Origin of the sequence: Rhodopseudomonas palustris (genome assembly GCF_007005445.1) — a bacterium.
Lineage (GTDB): Bacteria > Pseudomonadota > Alphaproteobacteria > Rhizobiales > Xanthobacteraceae > Rhodopseudomonas > Rhodopseudomonas palustris_G.
The window spans coordinates 1,460,157-1,479,076 of sequence record NZ_CP041387.1 but is presented as its reverse complement, the minus strand read 5'-3'; the positions used below and the strand labels follow the sequence as shown (position 1 = coordinate 1,479,076).

The following is an 18,920-nucleotide window of genomic DNA, read 5'->3' as shown; positions in this document are numbered from 1 at the left end:
TGTCGCGCCTGTCTAGCACAACCTGTTCGCTCGCACTGTCGCCGGACAGCACGAAGCGGCGATGACGGCCTCACCTCGGCAGCCCGCGCTTTAGTCGACTTGCCAGCTCGCCCTGCGCTGGCCTACCCATCGGCTTCGGCTCGGGGGACATAATGCTGCAACTGCAATCCGGATTCGGCGTGTTCGCGCTGCTGATGCTCGCGTGGGCGTTCGGCGAACATCGCGACCGCGTCTCAGTCCGGCAGGTCGCGATCGGGCTCGGGCTCACCCTGGCCACCGCGGCGGCGATGCTGAAGCTGCCCGGCGCCGCCCATGCGTTCGGGGCGATCAACGAGGCGGTCGGGGTGATTTCGGCGGCGAGCCGGGCCGGCACTGCGTTCGCGTTCGGCTATCTCGGCGGCGGGCCGGCACCATTCGACATCAAGGCACCGGGCGCCGATTTCATCCTCGCGTTTCAGGCGCTGCCGGTGGTGCTGGTGATGAGCGTGCTGACCACGCTGCTGTTCTACTGGAAAATCCTGCCGCCGGTGGTGCGCGGCATGGCCTGGCTGCTCCAGCGCACGCTCGGCGTCGGCGGCGCGGTCGGGCTCTCGACCGCCGCCAACGTGTTTCTCGGCATGGTCGAGGCACCGCTGTTCATCCGTCCTTATCTGGCGCAGCTCACCCGCAGCGAACTGTTCCTGGTGATGACCGGCGGCATGGCCGGCATCGCCGGTACCGTGCTGGTGCTGTACGCCACGCTGCTGGCGCCGGTACTGCCCGACGCCGCGGCGCATTTCGTCATCGCCTCGGTGCTCGGCGCCCCGGCCGCGATCCTGGTCAGCCTGATCATGGTGCCCGAGACCGAACCGCACGCCACCGGCGGCCAGCTCGCCGACCCGGGCCGGATCGCGGTCAGCAGCATGGACGCCATCGTCAAGGGCACCGCCGCCGGCCTCGAGCTGCTGCTCAACATCATCGCGATGCTGATCGTGCTGGTGGCGCTGGTGTACCTCGGCAACGCCCTGCTCGGCCTCCTGCCGCATATCGGCGGCGAAGCGATCACGCTGCAGCGACTGCTCGGCTATGTGATGGCGCCGGTGTGCTGGCTGCTCGGCCTGCCGTGGGATCAGGCCGTCACCGCCGGCTCGCTGATGGGGATCAAGACCGTGCTCAACGAGCTGATCGCCTATGTCGAGCTGTCGAAGCTGCCGGCGGACGCGCTCGATCCGCGCTCGAAGCTGATCATGCTGTACGCGATGTGCGGCTTCGCCAATTTCGGCAGCCTCGGCATCATGCTCGGCGGCCTCACCGCGATGGCCCCCGAGCGCCGCGAAGAAATCGCCGCCTTGGGCCTGCGATCGATCGTCTCCGGCACGTTGACGACGTGTCTGATGGGCGCGGTGGTGGGGCTGCTGACGTGAACAGACCGCGTCTTTCGCCGGCAAACGCTGGCTCTGACCACCAGAAACAACGCCGCCGCCAGCAATATTTGGAAAAGATCGCGCCGCAATAGGGCATCCGCGCCTGCAAGTTTCCTACAAATAATGATGTCATATATCTTTTGATCTGAATTTCTAGAAACACATCGATCGACACTGTTCGACTAGGATCGCCGCCCAGCCAATTTCGCAGTTGTTGCCGGAAGACAATTTTGCCCTCCTCCTCCCTACGAAGTCGCGCGGCTGCGCTGACGCTGCCCGCCCTTGTTGCTGCCTTGGCGGCATGGCTCGGCGCCGCCGCCTTCGCTTTCCGCTCCAGCCTTCGGACATCGTTCGGCCTGGTTTTCGGCAATAGCGGCGACGGCCGGCTGATTGCGTATCTGCACGAACATCTTTTTGCGGCCCTGCAGGGGCGCGCCGAACTGCTGTCGCCGGCGTTCTACTTTCCGCAAGAAAACGCCCTCGGCTACACCGACGCGTTTCTGCTCGACGCGCTGCCCTTCGCGGCTTTGCGCGGGCTCGGGTTCGATCCGTTTCTCGCCTCGCAGATTCTCGCCATCGCACTGTCGCTGTGCTGCTTCATGGCGACGCTGGTGATCGGACGCCGCTATCTGCGGCTCGGTCCGGCATTGGCGATCTGCGCCGCGATGCTGGTCACCTTTCCCAACAACCTGATGTTCAAGACAGCCGAGGCGCATCCGAACTTCTTCGCGCTGTACTACGTGCCCTGTCTCGTTCTGCTGGCACTGTGGGCGATCGAGGATTTTCCGCGCCCGACCAAATGGTCGCTGCTGCGCGCCGGCGGCTTCGGGCTCGGCTATGGGCTGCTGTTCGCGACCTCGTTCTACGTCGCCTGGCTGTTCGCTCTGACGCTGCTGTTCGGCCTCGGCACCATCGCGGTGCTCCGTGGCCGCGAGGCGATCGCGCTGCTCCGGCGACATCCCGGTTCCTGCGCAGCGCTGATCGGCGCAGCAATCGCCGGCTTTGCGATCGGGGCGATACCGGTGCTGGCGATCTATCTGCCGGCCCTGCACCAGCAGGCCGGGCGCTCGTTCCGCGACTATGTCAGCTTCGCGCCGTTTCCGAAGGATCTGATCAATCTCGGCGTCCACAACATGGCGTGGGGCTGGCTGGTCGATCGGCTGATCGGCGACGCCCAGCACGAGCGCGCACTGGCGGTGACGCCGCTGATGACTGCGGCGCTGGTGATCCTGCTGCTGCGGCTGCGCCGCACTGCGCCGGCACGCCCGATGCCCTGGCAGCTCGTATTCGCGAGCGTCTGCGTGGCGGTGTGGGGATTGTCGTGGCTGGTGACGCTGCGGGTCGGGACGTTCAGCGCGTTCTGGCTGCCCTATCACTTGGTGCCGGGTGCCGTGGCGATCCGCGCCGGCGACCGCATCCAGCTGCTGGTCAATCTGTGGGTGGTCGCCGGGCTGGTGGTGCTGCTGCAATATTGGCTCGACTGCGCGCCACGCGCCGCCGGCACCCGGCGCAAGCTGATCGCCGGTGTGGTCGCGGCGCTCTGCCTGATCGAGCAGATCAACCTGCAACCCGCCGGTCTGGAGCGGCGCGAGGAGCTGGCGCGGCTGGCGGCGGTGCCGGCCGCGCCGCCGCAGTGCCGCGCCTTCGTGGTCGACGCCGGGACCGCGTTCGACGGCAAGCAATTGGACGCGATGTGGATCTCCGCCAAGCTCGGGTTGCCGACGCTGAACGGCGATTCCGGCTGGGCGCCGCCCGGATGGCGGCTGAACGATCCGACGATCGACTACGACGAAGCGGTGCGACTGTGGATCGCCGCCACCGGCCTCGACGTCCCGCTGTGCCGCTACGACCGCGGCGCGCGGCAGTGGTCGCCCGATCCGCAGCCGGCCGACGAGCTCAGCGCCAAGCGGCGCTGAGCAGGACGTGCAGCGTGATGGTCGCCGAGCGCGAGCAAGCTCGGCTTCAAGTCGATCGTCTCCGGCCCGCTCACCACCTGCCTGACAGGCGCGGCGGTCGGGGGATGACGTAGGTCGTCTTCATCCCAGTCCGTTCGGCATTTGACTAATTGTCAACAAAAGCTTGCCCTCTGCCTGGTGTGCGAGCGAATCGAGCGGAGATACCAAGTGTTCGACAACCCACGCAGGCACATCCGCCTCAAGCATGACGTCGTAACTGTTTCCGTCGCGAAGAACTTCACCGACCGGCCGTAAGCCGGATTTCTGGTTGGGAAGCAGCGAATTCGGCAAGAATCCGACGATCGCACTGTTATCGAATAGGACGGTCCGTTTCGCGATCAGGGCCGCGCTGGGCAACAGACCAAGAGCCCGATGGTATCGCGCCATGATCCGATCTCGTGGGACGTCATGCCCACCGGCGGCAACTCGATTCTCTACACGGGATACGTTGATGTCCGGATCAGAGGTACATACGAAATACAGCGTCACATCATAACCGGCATCATCGGCCCGGATCATGAAGTCGACCTTGCTTGGATGCGACATCACCGTCTCAAAGCTGAAGTCGAGCCTCCTATCCAAGCAGGTCTGTCGCTGAAAATCGGCAATCTGTTGCGCTTGCTTCGAACGCCGAGGCTCAGGCAAATCGAGCGTCGTCGCGATCTGGTCCGCGTTGATGTGCTCGCCACAATCGATGCCGGCTTCCATCAAGTAATCTACGAGAGTACTCTTGCCGGACCCGTTTGGACCGGCGATCACCAGAAGGAACGGCGCGTCAGGCAATCAATCGCTCCGTCCATGGTTCTGTTTGGACATGTCCGAATTCGCCGCCACTGGATCGGAATTGATGCCGTCCTCGAAAACGGCCACCAACCCGGATGGTTGCCGCTGCGCGAGTTTCGAAGCGGCCTGGCCATTCTCCAGGAAATCGACCGTGCCCGTCACGACCAAACCTGCGTCCTGAGCTCGCTTGGCGGCTCTCAAGGCGGCATTGCCGCCCAACGCTGCCAATTCCTCCAACGACAAGTCCACCGCACGTTTGCGCATTCAACCACCTCACTACGCCAGCTCCGCTCCGCTAACGTAGGTTGTCTGCCCAGCAAAAGCCAGTTAGCGACCGCGTTCAGTTCAGTCGAAACAGGCCGTCAACTGCCTTGAATTCCGCAGGTTGCACGAGATCTGAATGAGCCACGCGAACCGCAAACAGCGGCCCTTCGAGCTTGGTCTGCCAGAAAGCAAGAAATTTGAAGAGTTCTGGGAATGTCGGACACAGGTCGTAGTCCTGCCACGTGTAGCTCTGCAGCAGCCACTGCCGGTCGGGGCGGCGATAGAGAATCTCGGCGGTAGTCAGACCGTAGCCGAGCACCTGCTTCCTGAAGTCTTCAGAAACTGCACCTCGTTCGACCATAAATCCTCCTTCCCGAACCAGCCATTCCGCAACAGTTCATGACCGGGATTGCCTGGGAATGCCGTCCTTCCGTCTGCTGTCCCCGCGGGGCTGGCTCCGGTCTTCACTTGCCAGTCCCGCGCATCTGAAAATGTGACGCATGTCGGCTGGGCATCTCAAGTGCAAAATCGACCGCAAATGCAGAAAAAGTTAGCGTTGGCAGCGACTTAACTCAAGTGCTAGCAGAGGCACCGAAGGCCACGGGACACTCGGGGCTTGATCGCCGCCGCATCCTCGTTCACGGTGTTTGGCAGATGTTCCGCGCGAGTGCTAAAAATTTCGCGCGCAGCCCTTGTCTGTCCAAAATCCCTCGACTATCTCGTCCCTGTCGCGCTGGCACTCGGTGTCCGCGACTGCCAAAATTTCGATTTCTGAAACAAGTTCAGAAACTTAGGAGGACTTGCATGAACTTCCGTCCGCTTCACGACCGCGTCGTGGTCAAGCGCATCGACGCCGAAGAGAAGACCGCAGGCGGTATCATCATTCCTGACACGGCCAAGGAAAAGCCCTCGCAGGGCGAAGTCGTCGCCGTCGGCCCGGGCGGCCGCGACGAAGCCGGCAAGCTGATCCCGATCGACCTCAAGGTCGGTGACCGGGTGCTGTTCGGCAAGTGGAGCGGCACCGAAGTCAAGATCGACGGCAAAGAGCTGCTGATCATGAAGGAAAGCGACATCATGGGCGTCATCACCGACGCCGGCGCCAAGAAGAAGGCGGCCTAAGTCACAGGCAAAGCCCCTCACCCTGAGGAGCGCCTGCAAGGCGCGTCTCGAAGGGTGAGCTTCACACACTGAACCCACTCATCCTTCGAGACGCGGACCTGCGGTCCGCTCCTCAGGATGAGGTCTCGCCATAACCCCAAGGGAAACCTCATATGTCCGCTAAAGAAGTCAAATTCGGCGTCGACGCCCGCGACCGCATGCTGCGCGGCGTGGACATTCTCGCCAATGCCGTGAAGGTCACGCTCGGTCCGAAGGGCCGTAACGTCGTGCTCGACAAGTCGTTCGGTGCGCCGCGCATCACCAAGGACGGCGTCACCGTCGCCAAGGACATCGAGCTCGACGACAAGTTCGAGAACATGGGCGCCCAGATGGTGCGCGAAGTCGCCTCGAAGTCGGCCGACGCCGCCGGTGACGGCACCACCACCGCGACCGTGCTGGCCCAGGCGATCGTCCGCGAAGGCGCCAAGGCGGTTGCCGCCGGCATGAATCCGATGGATCTGAAGCGTGGTATCGACCTGGCGGTGGAAGCCGTGGTCGCCGACCTCGTCAAGAACTCCAAGAAGGTCACCTCGAACGACGAGATCGCCCAGGTCGGCACCATCTCGGCCAACGGCGACGCCGAAATCGGCAAGTTCCTCGCCGACGCGATGAAGAAGGTCGGCAACGAGGGTGTCATCACCGTCGAGGAAGCCAAGTCGCTCGAGACCGAACTCGACGTCGTCGAGGGCATGCAGTTCGACCGCGGCTACATCTCGCCCTACTTCGTCACCAACGCCGACAAGATGCGCGTTGAATTCGACGACGCCTACATCCTGATCAACGAGAAGAAGCTCTCCAACCTCAACGAGCTGCTGCCGCTGCTCGAAGCGGTGGTGCAGACCGGCAAGCCGCTGGTGATTGTCGCCGAGGACGTCGAAGGCGAAGCCCTCGCCACCCTCGTGGTCAACCGTCTGCGCGGCGGCCTCAAGGTCGCGGCCGTCAAGGCGCCGGGCTTCGGTGACCGCCGCAAGGCCATGCTGCAGGACATCGCGATCCTGACCGGCGGCCAGGCGATCTCGGAAGACCTCGGCATCAAGATGGAGAACGTCACCCTGCAGATGCTGGGTCGCGCCAAGAAGGTGATGATCGACAAGGAGAACACTACGATCGTCAACGGCGCCGGCAAGAAGGCCGACATCGAAGCCCGCGTCGCGCAGATCAAGGCGCAGATCGAGGAAACCACCTCGGACTACGACCGCGAGAAGCTGCAGGAGCGTCTGGCCAAGCTCGCCGGCGGCGTCGCGGTGATCCGCGTCGGCGGCGCCACCGAGGTCGAGGTGAAGGAGCGCAAGGATCGCGTTGATGACGCGATGCACGCCACCCGCGCCGCGGTCGAGGAAGGCATCGTTCCGGGCGGCGGCGTCGCGCTGCTGCGCGCCTCCGAGCAGCTCAAGGGCCTGCGCACCAAGAACGACGACCAGAAGACCGGCGTCGAGATCGTCCGTCGCGCCCTCTCCGCCCCGGCCCGCCAGATCGCCATCAACGCCGGCGAAGACGGCTCGGTGATCGTCGGCAAGGTGCTCGAGAAGGAGCAGTACGCCTACGGCTTCGACTCGCAGTCGGGCGAATACGGCGACCTGGTCAAGAAGGGCATCATCGACCCGACTAAGGTGGTCCGCACCGCGATCCAGAACGCCGCGTCGGTCGCAGCGCTGCTGATCACCACCGAAGCGATGATCGCCGAACTGCCGAAGAAGAACGCCGGCGGCCCCGCGATGCCCCCGGGCGGCGGCATGGGCGGCATGGACTTCTAAGTCCAGCGACCTTCGCAAAGACAATGAAGCCCGGCGGAAACGCCGGGCTTTTATTGTGCCACAAGTGGGCTTTGGATATCTGGATTAATAGATGCGGATGGGCACCAAGCCCGACTAGATTATCGAATCACATTCGATCTGGTGGCTCGCTTGATAAGTATCATTGTCGACTACGGCACATATGCGCTCTCGGGCATTGGCGCTATCGCTTTGATCTTTGCGACTCCGGCCGGCAAGACATTGGTCGAGCGCTGGTTCTCCAGACGACCCGTTTTCTCAACTGAGTCGCCCACCTTTGACAGCAGATTGATTGTTGTCGTGGAGGCAACAAACAGGCGAGCAAAAAGAAATAAGCCTCTTGGCGTTCGCATTAGAGGCCTCAACATTACAAATGCCTCAAAGATCGATACAACTAAAGAACAACTAACTTGGGTAGTTGACCTTTCTCGGATTGACCACATCAACGATGTCTTGATTGAAGGCAATGACTACGACTTCCAATTCTTCTTTGACCCTGAGCACCCATCGGAGAAGATAACGTTAAAGTATGTCGGCTCCAGAAATGCCACCCAGTCAAAACCTGCAGCAAACTTGATAGAAACTCGTCGGTCGACGACATGGCGTTCCGCAACCGAACTTGTTGGCAACCTCACATCCAATCTAAACGCTAAGCTGCAGTCCGACGCACCAATGATAATATCACGAGCGTTTCCCGTCAGCGGTCCGCACGCTGAATGGCAAAACGTTCACGACGGAAAGGAACTTCTGATCCGAAATGCTGAACGATTGGACATTTGTGACGGTACCATTCTAGCAGAACCGCGCTATGCATGGATCTTACACTTTGTCGATTGCCGTGAAATAGCGCTCAGGAACCTGGTAATGGGCCACACGTCCGCCGGGTACTGCATGGGTGGCGTCGTTCGTTTCGAGAATTGCGCCAATATTATTTTAGAGAGTTGCGACTTCTTTGGATGCGGCACTTACGGAATTGAGCTTGAGAACTGCGAGAATATAGAGATTGTCGACACTGTTATACGAGAGTGCACGTATGGCGGCGCCAATCTTACAGATATAATAGGGGTTACCTTCAGAAACTGCACATTTATTCGAAACGAAGGATTTGACCTGATCAACTTGGAAGGCAACATAGCAGACACGACGTTTCAATCATGTAACTTCGAAAGCAATTCTGGGAGCGGGAAGCTATTCAAATTTGAGGGCCGGGAGAGCCGATACGGACTGTTTATCAACGACTGCACCTTCAAGAAGAACGCTTACAAAGCGCTAATTTCGCCTCCACATACCATCGACACAAATTTCAATAGCTTCAAATAGAACAGACATCGTAAGATGACAGCCGCACCTGGAAACACGGAAGCGAGCAGAATTCTCTTTCACTGCCCTCACCGCTTCCCCTTCATAGGCTCAAAGCTGATCTTTAACTTATGCCCCGTCGCCTTGGCGAACCGCAGCAGCGTCCGCGTCGACGGTTGACCTCGTCCGCTTTCCAGTCGCGCAACCGTGCTCTGCGTGGTGTTCATCCGGCGCGCGAGTTCGGCCTGGCTGAGGCCGGCGCGACGGCGCGCCTTGGCGATCGCGGCCATCACGTTGAACTCCGGTTCGAGTGCGTCGTACTCCGCGCGATACGCCGGGTCTTTGCTCCAGGCCTTGTGCAGATCCTTGATCTTGGTCATCGCGTCTCCCGAACTAACGGTCCCTATTTGACGGTCTTGGCGCGCTGCCTGGCGATCGCCAGTTCGCGCGGAGGTGTTTTCTGCGTCTTCTTGACGAAGGCCCGCACCACCACCACGCGCCTGCCCTCCGCAGTGACATAGATGGCGCGGGAGATGCCGTCGCGCCCGGTGATGCGCAGCTCCCACAACCTTGCTTCGAGGTGCTTGACGCTGTCGCGCGGCAAAGCCTCGAATCCAATCTGCTCGATCAGTTCGGCCAAACGCACGAACCGCGCCCGCATATCGGCCAGGCAATGCTCCGATTTCGGCATCCACAGTTGCATTGAGCGTCTCGACCACCCACCGCATGATCGGAGACTATCGCAAAAATGCGATAACATCGAGAAGCTTGATGCGCTCTCCGGCCGGCTCCTGGATTGCGTGCGGTGCGATCTCGGCTACAGATGGTGCCGCTACCGTTCCCTCGAACACCGGTCCCTCACCATGCCCGACCTCCCGCCCCATCTCGCGCAACTCGAAGAGGACCTCGCCGACATCGGCCCTGACGTCATGCAGGTCGAAGAGCTCGACGGCTTCATCGCCGCGCTGCTGGTCTGCCCCGAGATGATCAAGCCCGGCGACTGGCTGCCGACCGTGTGGGGCGGCGACGCGGACGAACCGGCGCCGTTCACCGATCTCGATCACGCCAACAGCATCTTCGCGCTGATCATGCAGCACTACAACGAGGTCGCGACGACGCTGGCCGAGCATCCCGAGCGCTACCGTCCGCTGATGCCCGGCATCGGCACGGGGGACGTGGTCTGGGAGATGTGGATCGACGGCTTCGGAGCAGCCGTGGACATGTGGCCGGAGCATTGGGAGCGGCTGCAGGATGCCGACGACACGACACGCGCGGCGTTCGACGGCCTGTCGGGGTTGGTCGACATCTCCACGATGATGGTGGACATCTCCGAAGACGACCGCGAAGCCCTGGCAAAGACGGCCGACGACAAAATCACCGGCTGGCTCATCGCCCTGAATACCTGGCGGATCGCCAACGCCCCCTCGCCCCGCACCATCGAATGGGGGCCGCCAACGCCGCCGGCCCTGCCGCCCACGAAGCGCGCCAAGATCGGCCGCAACGAGCCATGCCCCTGCGGCTCGGGCAAGAAATACAAGCGCTGCTGCGGACTGAACTGAAGAACGGGCGGCGCTCCGGCTCGGACCACATCTCCTCGCCCACAAACAACAGGTCCGGGTCGCGATGAGAGCCGTGCGCCCTACTCGTCCGCGTGCTTCAGGATCGCCTTCAGCAGGCCGGGAAAGCGCGCGTTGATGTCGGCTTCGCGGACGACGTTGCGGTTCTCGACGCCCTTTTTGGAGGTCTGGATCAGGCCGGCTTCACGCAGCACACGAAAGTGGTTCGACAGCGTCGACTTCGGGATGTCCGGACACGGCGCCGCCGCGGTGCAGGACATGCAGTCGCCTTCTCGCAGCAGCGCCTTGACGATCCGCAGCCGCATCGGATCGGCCAGCGCGGCGAGCACGCCAGCCAGCGTGATGTCCTCCCGCGCAGGGTGAGCGAACTGCACCATGAAAAAGATATAGGCGGCCCCTTGATCTGGTTCAATAGTCCCATATTTCCGAACTATTGAACATAACCTCGGATCAGGACTGAACGACCATGACCAAGACTCTGCAAGGCAAGGTGGCGCTGGTGACCGGCGCGTCGAAGGGCATCGGCGCCGAGATCGCGCTGCGATTCGCGGCCGAGGGCGCATCCGTCGCCGTCAACTATGCGTCGGACCAGAACGGCGCCGACGAAGTGGTGCGCAAGATCACCGCGCAAGGCGGCAAAGCGGTCGCGGTCGGCGGCAGCGTGGCCGATCCGAAAGCGGCGCAGGCGATCGTCGACGCCACCGTGGCGGCGTTCGGCCCGATCGACGTGCTGGTCAACAATGCCGGCGTTTACGAGATGCTGCCGCTCGACGCGATCACACCGGAGCATTTCCATCGCCAGTTCGACGTCAACGTGCTCGGCCTGCTGCTGGTGACGCAGGCGGCGGCGCGCCGCTTCAACGACGGCGGCAGCATCGTCAACATTTCATCCGGGGTCTCGACGATCGCGATGCCGAACACCGCGGTGTACGGCGCCACCAAGGCCTCGGTCGACCTGATCACTGCCGTACTCGCCAAGGAGCTGGCGCCGCGCAAGATCCGCGTCAACGCCGTCAATCCCGGCATGGTGGTCACCGAAGGGGTCAAGGCCGCCGGCTACCACGACAGCGGGATGCGGCAGCAGGTCGAAGCCATCACGCCGCTCGGCCGGATCGGCGAAGCCGCCGAGATCGCCGCGGTGGTCACCTTCCTCGCCTCGAACGGCGCATCTTACGTGACGGGCGAAACGCTGCACGTCACCGGCGGCGTGAAGTAAGCGCGCCGTCCCCGCAGGCCCCGGCGATTGCGCGCCGAGGCCTGCGCCGACACGGCGGCACCGCGACTTTCCACCAAGCGGCAAGAGAGGCCGCGCGAGCCGCAAACGTACGACGAAGTACGCTACGTTCCGCTGTCACGCGCTTCCAGAAATTGAATCGTCAGCGTCGCAACGAAATGCGCTCCTCATCGTTATGTCGCACCGGCATCCCGTCCGGCCGAAGAGGAGAAAGCTCGTGAAGACACTCGCCCTTGCTATCGCCGCTGCAGTGACGCTCAGTCTGGCTGCGATCAGCGCCCCCGCCTCCGCAGCCTCGCCTGCTCGATCTGCTCAGACGACGACGGCGGCGCCGATCACCGATTTTTCCGCACAGCGCCATATGGAACGTCGCCGGTCGTATCACCGCGGTCCGCGTTGCACGGTTCGCAAGGTCGTGACCCGCACCCCCTACGGTCGCCGCGTCGTTCGCACCACGCGGGTTTGTCGCTGACAGCCCGTGCGGGTCTGCGGCCGATCGGCTGCTTGCGAACAATCAGGGGCGGATCGGAAACGGTCCGCCCCTTCGTTCTGGCTCCTGCGATTCTGGTCGCTGCGCTCAGGCCGCGGTGAGTTCGTCGAACGCCGTCAATCGCCGTCTCACCAGCGATCGAAATCTCCGCGTCCGATACGTCCTTCGTCGCCGCGTGACTCGAACTCCGGTGCCGGCGCCTGACGCCGCACGGTGCGAAGCGGTCGAGCGTCGGTCTTGGGCGGATTGAACACCACGTAGCAGGCCGGGCTCAGCCGCGGTCCGGCCTCGCGCAGGCAGCTCTCGATCCGTGAGGCGTCGGGAATGAACTGCCCGCACAGGCGGAACGCATCCGGTGTGCAGGCCTCGCGCTGCGCGGCCGTGCCCTGATCTTGAGCGACGGCGGCGCCGCCGACAAAGGTGGTGAACGCGATCACGCCGACAGACAGCCGTGGGGTCATGGTCGATCTCCGTTTGATCGACCAAGTGCGAGCCCGGCCAACTAGTTCCGGCCGGAGCGTTCACGGATTGTGGAGAGACGGCAATTCGGGCACGCCGCATGCGGGGCCTGCCGACGAAGTGATGGTCAGTTGATCAGGTCAGGTTGCCGACCACCACCAGACGCTTGACCTCGCCGCGTTTGAACGCCTGGAGGAATGCGTTGTAGTCCTTGAACGACACGCAGCCGTTGGAATCGCCGCGCGGCCCGAGCATGTAGGAATGCGCCAGAAGTCCGGTCCGGCCGAAGATCACCTCTTCGCCGCCGACCGGAGTGAGGCGGATCGCGGCGACACCGTGGAACAGCCGCTCGCGCATCTTCAGGTCGTAGATGTGCGGCGGGGTGGCACCGTGCATCTTCACAGCGACGTGGCGCGGATCATCCATTCGCGCGCCGAGACCCGAATGCGCCTCGAGCTTGGAGCCGTCCGGCATGTACACGGTCTTGGCGGTGATGTCGTAGACCGCGGTGTAGCGGTCATCGTCGGACGGGTTGAAGGCGCTGTCGCGAACCTGACCGACGTCCAGATCGCTGGTGTCGGCGGAGGCGTAGGCGAGCGCCGGGCTGTCGACCTTGCCGAACAGCTTTTCGAAGAAGCTCGACTTCTGGTTCTGCGAAGCCACCAGAATCGCCGATTTGGCGCGGGCGACCAGCGCCTCGTGGCTGAAGGGGTTGCGAGACGGATTGCGCGGAGCGACCGCGGCGATCGACTTTCGCTGCGGCGGAAGCGGCACGTTCATCGCTTCCTTCACCGGCGACGGCGGCGGCGCGACGCCGACCTTGGCATCGTCCTCGGTCTCGGCGGCAGCGGCTGTGCGATTTTGCGCCGGCTGTTTGAACCTGTCGGGCTGGAAGCCGAACGAATAGGAAGGATCGAGCAGCGCGTAGTAGCGGTGGCCGGTCTTGGCGGGTTCGGCAGCCTGGACGCTGGCAGTCACCGGAACGTCGGTCGGATCTGCGGAGGCGACCTGGACGCCCTTCTCCTCTTGGCGCTTGAACGCGGATTTCAGCGCTACCGAGGCCATCGATTGCGGCGCGGCATCAGCCGCTGCGGCGAGCGGTTCGAACCGTGCGGAGAACGAGGTGCGCTCGATCGACGAGCGGCTGCCCTGATCATCACGCCACGAGCCGACGGTCGGATAGATGCTGGCGCCGACGGTGTTGGCATAGACCGTCCAGACGCAACCGATCACCGGCAGCGCGATTCCGATCGCGCCGAGCGATTTTCGAAACCCCATGTAGCGGGCCCCACGTTGGTTGGACAGCGACCGCCGCCCCGTGCCGACTCTCATTCGCTCGCTTCCCGACTTTCCCCATCGGTTCGCGGCGAACCCAAGATACCGCATACAGATGTGGCAGAACAGAGGAGCGCGATTAAGGCGGGTTTTAGTTAAATGCAGTTTAAGCGGCCTGACATCGGAACCATGCTCCGTTATGGTTAATGAATGGTTACGCCGACCCGGAACATAATTTCTCGTTAGATCAGATACTTGCTTAAGCACGGAACCCGATCTGGAGCGCCGCTCGGCGGTTCCGCCCTGTTTTGGCGGTTGTCCCCGGAATACTACGGGAGGTTGAAAGCGGGTTCCGGACCGGCCCCGTGACGCTTCGGCGCACCTCGCTGCGACTCACCAACCATGGCATACCGATTGCATCTGAGCCGCGTTCTTACGTTTTGAGGCCCGGAATGTCAGCTTCCTTCGATCGTTATGTCAGCTTCAAACACTGCGACTGGGAGGGGCGCTCCGAGCGGGTGATGCAGCGGCTACAGCGCCACGTCGATGCCGCCGAAAACCCGTTCTGGGCGTACTTCGCCCAGAAGCGCATTGAACTTCGCGACAAGCAGGGGCTCGACGATCTCCGCATTCTGCACAACTACCTGCCGACGCTGCGCGAGCTCTTGGAAGACAACGGCGATCTCGAAACCCTCGAGATGCTGGAGGATCTGGAAGCCAACCTGATGTGACCCGGCTGGCGCAGCCGCCTCACGGATAGCGCAGGCGCGGATACCAGCCGGAGCCTCTGCCCTCCGGCGTGGTGTCGAGGATGGTCCACAGCGGCATCAGATCCGGCGCGCCGCGCGGGTCCTGCCCCGGATCGCTGGTCGCACCGGTCATCTCGCCGCCCCAGAAGTGCCGGATCACGCCGTCGCGGCAGGTGAAGACATTGAACGCCGGTACCTCGTCTCCGTCCGGGGTGACCCCGTGATAGTCCCGGCTGAACGCGCCGGTCAGGTCAGTGAACAGCGGCAGATGGCGCCAGCCGCGCTGCCGTTTGAACGCAGTCAGGCGATCGATCGGCGAGCGCGCGATGATGGCGAGCGCCACCCGCTGGGTGATGTCCGGCACCTCGCCGTCCCATCCGCTCAGCAGTGAGGTGCACATCGGGCACGGCTCGGCGCGCTGCGGGCCGTACATGAAATTGTAGACCACGAGGCTCTGCTTGCCGCCGAACAGGCCGGCGAAGTCGGTCGGCCCACCCTCGCCTTCGAAAGCGTAGGACTTTGTGACTTCGCCGCCCGGCGGCAACCGCCGGCGCTGCTCGGCCACAGCCTCGATGTGGCGCCGCAGTTCGATCTCTTCGGCGAGCAACGCCTCGCGGGCACGGCGATAGTCGGCACTCTCGTTCGGATAGCGCACGCCGGCGGCGCGGGCGAGCTCGATCGCAGGCTTCAGGGTCATGGCGGCTCCTTCGATCCATGGTGTCTCCATGAGACGAACGAGCCTGCGGCGATCCGACAGCCGACGATGAACCTCGGGTTGGAACCCGCTAGGACGAGCGGCCGGACGCGGTGAGGAAATCGAAGTCGCAGCCGTCGTCCGCCTGCAGCACCGCGTCGTGAAACAGTTGCGCATAGCCGCGGGCGGGCCGCATCGCCACGGTCGCCGGCAACGAGGCGCGGCGGCGTGCGAGCTCGGCCTCGTCGATCAGCAGATCGATGCGCCGCGCGGCGACGTCGAGTGCGATGCGGTCGCCGGTCTGCACCAGCGCCAGCGGTCCGCCCTCGGCGCTCTCCGGGGTGACGTGCAGCACGATGGTGCCGAACGCGGTGCCGCTCATCCGCGCGTCGGAAATCCGCACCATGTCCTTCACCCCTGCCCGCGCCAGCTTCAGCGGGATCGGCAGATAGCCGGCCTCCGGCATCCCTGGCGCGCCTTTCGGCCCGGCGTTGCGCAGCACCAGCACATCATCGGCTGCAACGTCGAGATCGGGATCGTCGATCCGCCGCGCCATGTCTTCCAGCGAGTCGAACACCACCGCGCGGCCGGTGTGCCGCAGCAGGCCGGGCGATGCGGCGGCGTGTTTGATCAGCGCGCCGCGCGGCGCCAGGTTGCCGTGCAGCACCGCGAGCCCGCCCTCGCCGCGGATCGGATTGTCGCGCGAGCGGATCACATCCTGCCCCGGGACGTCCTCCGCCTGCGCCACGACCTCACGCAGCGTCGCGCCGGTCACGGTACTGGCGTCGAGCTCGATCAACTCGCCGAGCTGCGCCATCAGCTTCGGCACACCGCCGGCGTGATGAAAATGCTCCATGTAGTGCGCGCCGGACGGCTTCAGATCGACCAGCACCGGCACCTTGCGGCCGATCGCATCGAACTCGTCGAGATCGATCCGGTGCGGCACGCGGCCGGCGATCGCGGTGAGATGGATCAGCCCGTTGGTCGAACCACCGATCGCCTGCAGCACCACCTGCGCGTTGCGAAACGCGGCCGGCGTCAGGATCTCGCTCGGGCGCGGCCCCTTGGCTTTGGCCATCGCGGCGGCGACCCGGCCGCTCGCCTCGGCGGAGCGAAACCGCTCGGCATGCGGCGCCGGGATCGTCGCGCTCATCGGCAGCGACAGCCCCATCGCCTCGATCATGCAGGCCATCGTCGAAGCCGTGCCCATCACCATGCAGGTGCCGACCGACGGCGCCAGCCGGCCGTTGACCGCTTCGATCCCGGCATCGTCGATCTCGCCGGCGCGATACTTCGCCCATAGCCGCCGGCAGTCGGTGCAGGCGCCGAGCACCTCGCCCTTGTGATGGCCGACCACCATGGGGCCGACCGGGATCACCACCGTCGGCAGATCGGCCGACACCGCGGCCATCACTTGCGCCGGCAGGGTCTTGTCGCAGCCGCCGATCACCACCACCGCGTCCATCGGCTGGGCGCGGATCATCTCCTCGGTGTCCATCGCCATCAGGTTGCGCAAGTACATCGAGGTCGGATGCGCGAAGCTCTCGGCGATCGAAATGGTCGGAAACACCATCGGCATCGCCCCGGCCAGCATCACGCCGCGCTTCACCGCCTCGATGATCTGCGGGGCGTTGCCGTGACAGGGATTGTAGTCGCTGTGAGTGTTGGTGATGCCGACGATCGGCCGGTCGAGGGCGTCGTCCGAATAGCCCATCGCCTTGATGAAGGCTTTGCGCAGGAACAGCGAAAATCCCGAATCGCCGTATGCTGTCAGTCCCTTGCGCAATCCGTCGGCCATGGTCCGTCCCGCTGCAGTTTCGCAGGCACTTGAAGGACGGCGGCCACCGATGTCAATCGCGTGGTCAGGTGATCGCTTTGGCCACAACCAGCGCGATCAGAATCGCGACGCCACTGAAGGCGATGGTCAGGAACTGGCGTCGGTGGGAATCGGAAGGCAACGTGTTCATCGAATCCTTCGCCCTCGTTCGGGCGAGTCGATCGCCCCGGAGCCACGGCACTTAAGCTCCTTTTAGCGACGGTAAGATGAACCAACTACTCGGACGAGTACCGGACCCGGAACAACGCGAAAAAGAGAAACGCCGAGACGGAGGAACCGTCCCGGCGTAGCTCACCAAATAGTTGCGGGATCGATCAGGCGGCGTTGAAGCCGGCGATCGCCTTGACCTCGAGATATTCTTCGAGACCGAACTTGCCCCACTCGCGGCCGTTGCCCGACTGCTTGTAGCCGCCGAACGGCGCGGTGCGTTCGTTGGGCACGCCTTGCAGGTTGACGTTGCCGGCGCGGATCTTGCGGCCGACCGCGCGGGCGCGATCGACCGAGCCGGCCGAAACATAGCCGGCCAAACCATATGGCGTGTCGTTGGCGAGCTCGACCGCCTCGTTCTCATCCTTGGCGCCCATGATCACCAGCACCGGCCCGAAGATTTCTTCGCGCGCGATCGTCATGTTCTTGGTGACGTCGGCGAACACCGTCGGGCGCACATAGAAGCCCTTGTTGACCCCTTCCGGCAGGCCGGGGCCGCCGGCGACCAGCGTCGCGCCTTCTTCGATGCCCTTGTTGATCAGCGCCTGGATCTTGTCCCACTGGATTCGGTTGACCACCGGGCCGATGGTGGTGCCCTCGGCGCGGGGATCACCGGCCTTGGTCTTCTCGGCGACGCCCTTGGCGATCGCGGCGACCTCCTGCATCTTCGACAGCGGCACGATCATCCGGCTCGGCGCGTTGCACGACTGGCCGGAGTTGTTGAACATGTGCATCACGCCGCCGGTCACCGCCTTGGTCAGGTCGGCGTCCTCGAGGATCACGTTGGGCGACTTGCCGCCGAGTTCCTGGCTGACGCGCTTCACCGTCGGCGCCGCGCGCTGGGCGACGTCGATGCCGGCGCGGGTCGAGCCGGTGAACGAGATCATGTCGATGTCCGGATGCTCGCTCATCGCCGCGCCGACCTCGGGGCCGAGGCCGTTGACGAGGTTGAACACGCCCTTCGGCACGCCGGCTTCGTGCAGGATTTCGGCGAAGATCAGCGCAGAGGTCGGGGTGAATTCCGACGGCTTCAGGATCATGGTGCAACCCGCCGCGATCGCGGGGGCGACCTTGCAGGCGATCTGGTTGAGCGGCCAGTTCCACGGCGTGATCATGCCGATGACGCCGATCGGCTCGCGCACGATCATCGCCGAGCCCATCGGCTCCTCGAACTGATAGTTCTTCAAGACGTCGAGGGTCGACATGATGTGACCGAGGCCGGCGCCGGCCTGCATCTTTTCGGCCATCGGCAGCGGGGCGCCCATCTCGTCGGAAATCGCCGCGCCGATCTCCTTCATCCGGCTCTTGTAGACCGCGATGATCTTTTCGAGCAGCGCGATACGCTCTTCGCGGCTGGTCACCGAGAACGTCTCGAACGCGCGCTTGGCCGCGGCGACCGCCTTGTCGACATCGGCCTTGGAGCCGAGCGCAACCTCATACATCGCCTCTTCGGTGGCGGGATTGAAGACCGGCGTCGACTTCTTGACGACGGGATCGACCCAGGCGCCATCGATGTAGAACTGCATGCGGTTGACCATCGTGAACCTCTTGCTTGATCGCGGGTGGTTGGTGGTGAGTGTGATCAGGATCGGTGCCGTTGCGCGAGGCGCTCGCCTCGATGCACGGACCGACTATCGACCACCGCCATTGTGCGGGAACTGCATATAAATTCACCGGCATCCGCGTCGCAAGGCATGGTCGCACAATTGCGCGTGTGCGGCGTGATCGACAGGGATCTTCTACCATCAGACGGAAATTGCAGCG

General features: G+C 63.7%; 19 protein-coding genes. 8 read left to right on the top strand and 11 right to left on the bottom strand.

All coding sequences use genetic code 11. The features are described 5' to 3' along the window. Positions 1 to 152: 152 nt before the first annotated feature. Positions 153 to 1,403 carry a NupC/NupG family nucleoside CNT transporter gene (locus FLL57_RS06720; protein WP_142882466.1) on the top strand — a complete coding sequence of 417 codons (1,251 nt, stop codon included), beginning with the start codon at positions 153 to 155 and terminating at the stop codon, positions 1,401 to 1,403. Positions 1,404 to 1,696: 293 nt separating this feature from the next. Further along, a complete protein-coding gene (locus FLL57_RS06715) occupies positions 1,697 to 3,319 on the top strand; it encodes a hypothetical protein (RefSeq protein ID WP_235677225.1) in 1,623 nt (540 codons plus the stop codon). A 120-nt stretch (positions 3,320 to 3,439) separates the two neighbouring features. On the opposite strand, the gene FLL57_RS06710 is transcribed toward FLL57_RS06715, so the two are convergent. The 3 genes from FLL57_RS06710 to FLL57_RS06700 form a co-directional block, all read right to left on the bottom strand. Continuing rightward, the gene (locus FLL57_RS06710) at positions 3,440 to 4,141 is read right to left on the bottom strand and encodes a zeta toxin family protein (protein ID WP_047307531.1); all 702 of its coding nucleotides are present in this window, start codon (positions 4,139 to 4,141) and stop codon (positions 3,440 to 3,442) included. Beyond that, positions 4,142 to 4,405 (bottom strand): hypothetical protein, encoded by a 264-nt coding sequence (locus tag FLL57_RS06705; protein WP_142882464.1) that lies wholly within the window; start codon positions 4,403 to 4,405, stop codon positions 4,142 to 4,144. It lies immediately after the preceding gene. A 76-nt stretch (positions 4,406 to 4,481) separates the two neighbouring features. Next, positions 4,482 to 4,766 (bottom strand): usg protein, encoded by a 285-nt coding sequence (locus FLL57_RS06700; protein ID WP_047307529.1) that lies wholly within the window; start codon positions 4,764 to 4,766, stop codon positions 4,482 to 4,484. A 443-nt stretch (positions 4,767 to 5,209) separates the two neighbouring features. On the opposite strand from FLL57_RS06700, the gene groES reads away from it, so the two are divergent. The 3 genes from groES (at position 5,210) to FLL57_RS06685 (ending at position 8,655) form a co-directional block, all read left to right on the top strand. Beyond that, positions 5,210 to 5,524 (top strand): co-chaperone GroES, encoded by a 315-nt coding sequence (gene groES, locus FLL57_RS06695; RefSeq protein ID WP_013503045.1) that lies wholly within the window; start codon positions 5,210 to 5,212, stop codon positions 5,522 to 5,524. 152 nt (positions 5,525 to 5,676) lie between these two features. Beyond that, the gene (groL, locus tag FLL57_RS06690; protein WP_142882463.1) at positions 5,677 to 7,317 is read left to right on the top strand and encodes a chaperonin GroEL; all 1,641 of its coding nucleotides are present in this window, start codon (positions 5,677 to 5,679) and stop codon (positions 7,315 to 7,317) included. Between the two features lie 150 nt (positions 7,318 to 7,467). Continuing rightward, complete coding sequence (locus FLL57_RS06685) at positions 7,468 to 8,655, top strand: right-handed parallel beta-helix repeat-containing protein (protein WP_142882462.1); 1,188 nt, start codon at positions 7,468 to 7,470, stop codon at positions 8,653 to 8,655. 68 nt (positions 8,656 to 8,723) lie between these two features. Here the strand turns inward: FLL57_RS06685 and FLL57_RS06680 are convergent, their stop codons facing one another. Together FLL57_RS06680 and FLL57_RS06675 are read right to left on the bottom strand one after the other, a co-directional pair. Continuing rightward, positions 8,724 to 9,014, bottom strand: a complete 291-nt coding sequence (locus tag FLL57_RS06680) for a helix-turn-helix domain-containing protein (RefSeq protein WP_142882461.1) — start codon at positions 9,012 to 9,014, stop codon at positions 8,724 to 8,726. A gap of 23 nt (positions 9,015 to 9,037) precedes the next feature. Then, positions 9,038 to 9,337, bottom strand: coding sequence for a type II toxin-antitoxin system RelE/ParE family toxin (locus tag FLL57_RS06675; RefSeq protein ID WP_235677224.1), 300 nt, complete (start codon positions 9,335 to 9,337; stop codon positions 9,038 to 9,040). 160 nt (positions 9,338 to 9,497) lie between these two features. Here FLL57_RS06675 and FLL57_RS06670 point away from each other — a divergent pair, with 160 nt between their 5' ends. Further along, the gene (locus FLL57_RS06670) at positions 9,498 to 10,193 is read left to right on the top strand and encodes a UPF0149 family protein (RefSeq protein WP_142882460.1); all 696 of its coding nucleotides are present in this window, start codon (positions 9,498 to 9,500) and stop codon (positions 10,191 to 10,193) included. An 80-nt stretch (positions 10,194 to 10,273) separates the two neighbouring features. Here the strand turns inward: FLL57_RS06670 and FLL57_RS06665 are convergent, their stop codons facing one another. Then, a complete protein-coding gene (locus tag FLL57_RS06665) occupies positions 10,274 to 10,588 on the bottom strand; it encodes an ArsR/SmtB family transcription factor (RefSeq protein WP_142882459.1) in 315 nt (104 codons plus the stop codon). 89 nt (positions 10,589 to 10,677) lie between these two features. Here FLL57_RS06665 and FLL57_RS06660 point away from each other — a divergent pair, with 89 nt between their 5' ends. Next, positions 10,678 to 11,427, top strand: coding sequence for an SDR family NAD(P)-dependent oxidoreductase (locus FLL57_RS06660; RefSeq protein WP_142882458.1), 750 nt, complete (start codon positions 10,678 to 10,680; stop codon positions 11,425 to 11,427). Between the two features lie 636 nt (positions 11,428 to 12,063). On the opposite strand, the gene FLL57_RS06650 is transcribed toward FLL57_RS06660, so the two are convergent. Both FLL57_RS06650 and FLL57_RS06645 read right to left on the bottom strand, forming a co-directional pair. After that, the gene (locus FLL57_RS06650; protein WP_013503054.1) at positions 12,064 to 12,396 is read right to left on the bottom strand and encodes a hypothetical protein; all 333 of its coding nucleotides are present in this window, start codon (positions 12,394 to 12,396) and stop codon (positions 12,064 to 12,066) included. Positions 12,397 to 12,529: 133 nt separating this feature from the next. Continuing rightward, positions 12,530 to 13,726 (bottom strand): DUF2778 domain-containing protein, encoded by a 1,197-nt coding sequence (locus FLL57_RS06645; protein WP_142882456.1) that lies wholly within the window; start codon positions 13,724 to 13,726, stop codon positions 12,530 to 12,532. A gap of 395 nt (positions 13,727 to 14,121) precedes the next feature. Between FLL57_RS06645 and cowN the strand changes: the two genes are divergently transcribed. Next, on the top strand, positions 14,122 to 14,400 hold the full coding sequence (gene cowN, locus FLL57_RS06640; protein WP_013503056.1) for a N(2)-fixation sustaining protein CowN: 279 nt from the start codon (positions 14,122 to 14,124) through the stop codon (positions 14,398 to 14,400). Positions 14,401 to 14,419: 19 nt separating this feature from the next. Here cowN and FLL57_RS06635 read toward each other — a convergent pair whose 3' ends face one another. From FLL57_RS06635 to FLL57_RS06625, 3 genes are all read right to left on the bottom strand, one after another. Continuing rightward, positions 14,420 to 15,115 (bottom strand): DUF899 family protein, encoded by a 696-nt coding sequence (locus FLL57_RS06635; RefSeq protein WP_047307522.1) that lies wholly within the window; start codon positions 15,113 to 15,115, stop codon positions 14,420 to 14,422. A gap of 88 nt (positions 15,116 to 15,203) precedes the next feature. Further along, positions 15,204 to 16,910, bottom strand: coding sequence for an IlvD/Edd family dehydratase (locus FLL57_RS06630; RefSeq protein ID WP_142882455.1), 1,707 nt, complete (start codon positions 16,908 to 16,910; stop codon positions 15,204 to 15,206). Positions 16,911 to 17,263: 353 nt separating this feature from the next. Beyond that, a complete protein-coding gene (locus tag FLL57_RS06625; RefSeq protein ID WP_142882454.1) occupies positions 17,264 to 18,694 on the bottom strand; it encodes an aldehyde dehydrogenase family protein in 1,431 nt (476 codons plus the stop codon). Between the last annotated feature and the right edge of the window lie 226 nt (positions 18,695 to 18,920).